Raw genomic sequence first — 4,302 nt, 5'->3', positions numbered from 1 at the left:
CCCCCCCCCCCCCCCCCCCCCCCCCCCGCCCCCCCCCCCCCCCCCCCCACCTCTCCCGCCACGCGGGAGAGGCAATCGGAGCGGACGGGCCTTGTTCGTGAGCTGACCGAGGCCGTCGGCGCTTTCGCTGCGATCAGCGACCAGAGCGACGGCCTCGCCGTGCTGCGCATGTCGGGCTCGCGCGCCCGCGACGCGCTGATCAAGGGCGTCGGCCTCGACCTGCACCCCCGCGCCTTCGGCCCGGGCGACGCGGCGGTGACCGTGATCGCCCATATCGGCGCCCAGCTCTGGCAGCTCGACGACCGCCCGACCTACGAGATCGCGATCTACCGCAGCTTCGCCGGCAGTCTCTGGCGCTGGCTCGAAGCCTCGGCGGCGGAGTTCGGCTGCGCGGTCGAGACTTAGCGCCTCACGTCGTCCAGGCGGGTGTCGAAGCGGCGTGGCAGGACCGCGGCGTGGAGCCAGGAGACGAGGGTGTGGATCGAGAACACCGGCAGCCCCGTGGCGCGGCGGATATCGGCGGCGTAGGGGATCATGTTGGTGCATTCGAGCACGATGGCGCCGAGATCCGGATGCGCCGCGGCCAGGGCTCGGGCGGCCTCGACATTGTCGGCCCGCGCCGCCTCGACGTCGAGCTCCGGCTCGTTGCCGAGGATGGCGCGGGTGAATTCGCGCCCGCCTTCGGTGCCCATCACCGGCGTCGACGGGTCGACGCCCGCGGCCCGCAGGTGATCCGCCGTCAGCGCCTCGCGCGAGATGGTCAGGATGCCGACGCGGCGCGACGGCGGCAGGGTGCGCTGCACCAGCGGCACCTGCATCAGCGAGGATGTGGCGACCGGCACGCCGACGGCGGCGGCGATCTCGTCCTGGAACAGGGACAGGAAGCCGCAATTGGTGGTGATGGCGTCGGCGCCATGCCGGACCAGGTCCTGCGCCGCGGCGATGAAGGCGGGCAGCAGGCCTTCGGCCCGCCGGCGCACCACCCGGTCGGGCGAGGCGTCGGGCACGATCCGGTACTGCACCGGGAACGGCCAGGTCAGGCCGTTGCCCATGTCGCCCGGCACGCGCGGGAAGCGCGCCTCGAGCATCAGGATGCCGATGCAGGCGCCGTAGACCGCCTTGCCGCCCCGTTCCGTCATTCCGCCTCTCCGCTGCCGGCACGCCTCGTCGACCGCGCCGAGGACGCGATCGTTTCGAGTAGGAACGAATTTGCTTCCGTTCGAAACCTGAATCACCGCTAAGGTTTCAATAGGACGTCCGACCATCGGCGACCTCGTCATCAAGCGAGGCGGCGGACATCGACACACCGGACAGGGGGACGAGAATGGGGACGCATCGTCGCGGATTCGGGGTTCGGCAGGCCGCCTTCGGCGCCGCCGTCGCGCTGGCGGCCGGCCCGGGCTTGGCCGAGACCTGGGACATGCCCACGGCCTATACCGAGAGCAACTTCCACACCGGCACGGCGCAAGCCTTCGCCGCCTGCGTGAAGGAGGCGACGGCCGGCGCGGTCGACATCGTCGTCCACCCCTCCGGCTCGCTGTTCAAGGGCAACGACATCAAGCGCGCGGTGCAGACCGGCCAGGCGCCGATCGGCGAAAGGCTGATCTCCGCCCACCAAAACGAGAATCCGATCTTCGGCGTGGACTCGATCCCGTTCCTCGTCGGCTCCTTCGCAGATTCGGCGAAGCTATGGCGGGTAACGAAGCCGGTGGTCGAGAAGATCCTGGACGGCGAGAACCTGGTGCTCCTCTACACGGTGCCCTGGCCGCCGCAGGGGCTGTACTTCAAGAAGCCGGTCGCGTCGAACGCCGACATCAAGGGCCTGAAGTTCCGCGCCTACAACGCCGCCACCGCCCGCTTCGCCGAGCTGGCGGGCCTGAACCCGGTGCAGATCGAGGAGGCGGAGCTGCCGCAGGCGCTGGCCACCGGCGTGGTCGAATCCTTCCTGTCCTCGGGCGCCACCGGCTATGACCGCAAGGTGTGGGAGCAGCTCTCGAACTTCTACACGGTCGACGCCTGGCTGCCCCGCAACTATGTCTTCGCCAGCAAGGACACCTGGGACGGGCTGGACGACGCCACCCGTGCCGGCATCCGCGGCTGCGCCTCCCTCGCCGAATATGCCGGTTACTGGCGGGCGGTGCAGTACACCGACTTCACCGTCGGGCAGCTCGCCGCCAACGGCATGAAAGTCGAGAAGCCGGGGGACGCCTGGCGGGCCGAGCTGCTGAAGATCGGCGATACCATGACCCAGGAATGGCTGGCCAAGGCCGGGCCGGAGGGCCAGGCGATCGTCGACGCCTACAAGGCCGCGAAGTGACGGCGCAGCCGACGGCCGCCCGGCCGGCGACGGCTTCGGCGGGCCGCATCCTCCGGCGCCTGCTCGACGCCCTGTATCTCGCGGCGGGGATGCTGGCCGCTGTGTCCCTGCTGGCGCTGCTGGTGGTCATCGTCGCGGTGATGGCGGCGCGCTGGCTCGGGCTGCAGTTCCCGGGCGGCACCGAATACGCCTCCTACCTGCTGGCGTCGTCGTCGTTCCTGGCGCTGGCCTTGGCGCTGCGGCGCGGCGCCCATATCAGGGTCGGGCTGCTGCTCGCCGCTCTCGGGTCCCGGCGGCGCTGGGGCGAGCTGTGGTGCTGGGCCGTCGGCTCGGCGCTGGGCTGCTACTTCGCCTGGTATTCGGTCGCGATGGTGCGCTGGTCCTACAAGCTGCACGACGTCAGCCAGGGCCAGGATGCGACGCCGCTGTGGATCCCGCAGCTGTCGATGGCGGCCGGCGCCGTGATCTTCGCGATCGCGCTGCTCGACGGGCTGGTCTCCCTGATCCTCACGGGCAGCGCCGGCGTGCAGGCAGGCGAGGAAAGCCAGCGCGAGATCTGACCGTCCGGATCAGACCTTTCAACCCGGAGACCGGGCCGAGGCCATGGACCAACTCACCGCCACCGCCATCCTGCTCCTCGCGCTGTTCCTGCTGCTCGGTTCCGGCGTCTGGATCGGCCTCGGGCTGCTCGGCGTCGCCTATATCGGGATGGAGCTGTTCACCAGCCGCGCGGCCGGGCCCGCCCTCGCGACGACGATCTGGAGCTCGGCTGCCAGCTGGTCGCTGACCGCCCTGCCGCTGTTCATCTGGATGGGCGAGATCCTGTTCCGCACCCGGCTGTCGGAAAGCCTGTTCCGCGGCCTGTCGCCCTGGCTGGCGCGACTGCCGGGGCGGCTCCTGCACACCAATATCGTCGGCTGCACCGTCTTCGCCGCGGTCTCCGGCTCCTCCGCCGCGACGCTGATGACGGTCGGCCGCATGTCGATCCCGGAGCTGCGCCGCCGCGGCTATCCGGAGCGGATGATCATCGGCACCCTGGCGGGCGCGGCGACGCTGGGGCTGATGATCCCGCCGTCGCTGACCCTGATCGTCTACGGCGTCTCGATCAACGAATCGATCTCCAAGCTGTTCATCGCCGGGGTGATCCCGGGCCTCGTCCTGGCCGGCTTCTTTATGCTCTACGTCGTCGGCTGGGGGCTCTTGCGCCCGGGCGAGGTGCCGGCCGAGCCCCGCACCAGCTTCATCGAAAAGATCCGCGAGGGGCGGCATCTGCTGCCGGTGGTCCTCCTCGTCCTTCTGGTGATCGGATCGATGTATTCTGGCGCCGCCACCGCCACCGAGGCCGCGGCCTTCGGCGTGCTCGGCGCGCTCGGCCTCGCCGCCTGGCAGAGGACGCTGGGCTGGCGCAGCTTCATCGAGGGGCTGGAAAGCGCCACCGTGATCTCCGCCATGATCGCCCTGATCCTGGCGGGGTCGGCGTGCCTGTCGCTGGCCATGGGCTTCACCGGCCTGCCGCGCAACCTGGCCGCCTGGATCCAGGGTCTGGGCCTGTCGCCGACCGAGCTGATCCTGGCGCTGCTGGTCTTCTACATCATCCTCGGCTGCTTCCTGGACGGCATCTCCTCCGTGGTGCTGACCATGGCGATCGTCGAGCCGATGATCCGCCAGGCCGGGATCGACGTGATCTGGTTCGGCATCTTCATCGTCGTCGTGGTCGAGATGGCCCAGATCACGCCGCCGGTCGGGTTCAACCTGTTCGTGCTGCAGGGCATGACCAAACACGGGCTGGGCACGATCGCGCGCGCGGCGCTGCCGATGTTCTTCATCATGGTGCTGATGGTGTTCGTGCTGATGGGCTTCCCCGGCCTCGCCACCTATCTGCCGTCGCATATGTGACCGATGCGGCCCGGGGGGGGGGGGGGGGGGGGGGCCCCCCCCCGGGGGGGGGGGGGGGGGGGGGTGGGGGGGGGCCCCGCGGCGGGGGG

General features: G+C 70.5%; 5 protein-coding genes. 4 read left to right on the top strand and 1 reads right to left on the bottom strand.

Annotation, left to right across the window (positions count from 1 at the left end; translation table 11 throughout):
• A partial coding sequence (locus tag AAHM41_RS39255; protein ID WP_342242073.1) for a sarcosine oxidase subunit gamma occupies positions 1-405 on the top strand: 405 nt, incomplete at its 5' end.
• Here the strand turns inward: AAHM41_RS39255 and AAHM41_RS39250 are convergent.
• Positions 402-1,139, bottom strand: a complete 738-nt coding sequence (locus AAHM41_RS39250) for an aspartate/glutamate racemase family protein (protein ID WP_342242072.1) — start codon at positions 1,137-1,139, stop codon at positions 402-404. The two genes, AAHM41_RS39255 and AAHM41_RS39250, sit on opposite strands and share 4 nt — an antisense overlap.
• A 185-nt stretch (positions 1,140-1,324) precedes the next feature.
• Between AAHM41_RS39250 and AAHM41_RS39245 the strand changes: the two genes are divergently transcribed.
• The 3 genes from AAHM41_RS39245 to AAHM41_RS39235 are packed head-to-tail and all read left to right on the top strand — an operon-like array spanning position 1,325 to position 4,213.
• Positions 1,325-2,317: a TRAP transporter substrate-binding protein gene (locus tag AAHM41_RS39245; protein ID WP_342242071.1), complete on the top strand. Its 993-nt coding sequence runs from the start codon at positions 1,325-1,327 to the stop codon at positions 2,315-2,317.
• On the top strand, positions 2,314-2,877 hold the full coding sequence (locus AAHM41_RS39240; RefSeq protein ID WP_342242070.1) for a TRAP transporter small permease: 564 nt from the start codon (positions 2,314-2,316) through the stop codon (positions 2,875-2,877). The genes AAHM41_RS39245 and AAHM41_RS39240 overlap by 4 nt, the downstream gene beginning before the upstream one ends.
• Before the next feature lie 43 nt (positions 2,878-2,920).
• Positions 2,921-4,213 carry a TRAP transporter large permease gene (locus tag AAHM41_RS39235; protein ID WP_342242069.1) on the top strand — a complete coding sequence of 431 codons (1,293 nt, stop codon included), beginning with the start codon at positions 2,921-2,923 and terminating at the stop codon, positions 4,211-4,213.
• Positions 4,214-4,302: the final 89 nt, after the last annotated feature.

The sequence above is a fragment of the Inquilinus sp. OTU3971 genome (assembly GCF_038440215.1).
The sequence above is the reverse complement of the archived record's forward strand: the minus strand, read 5'-3'. Positions and strand labels throughout refer to the sequence as shown.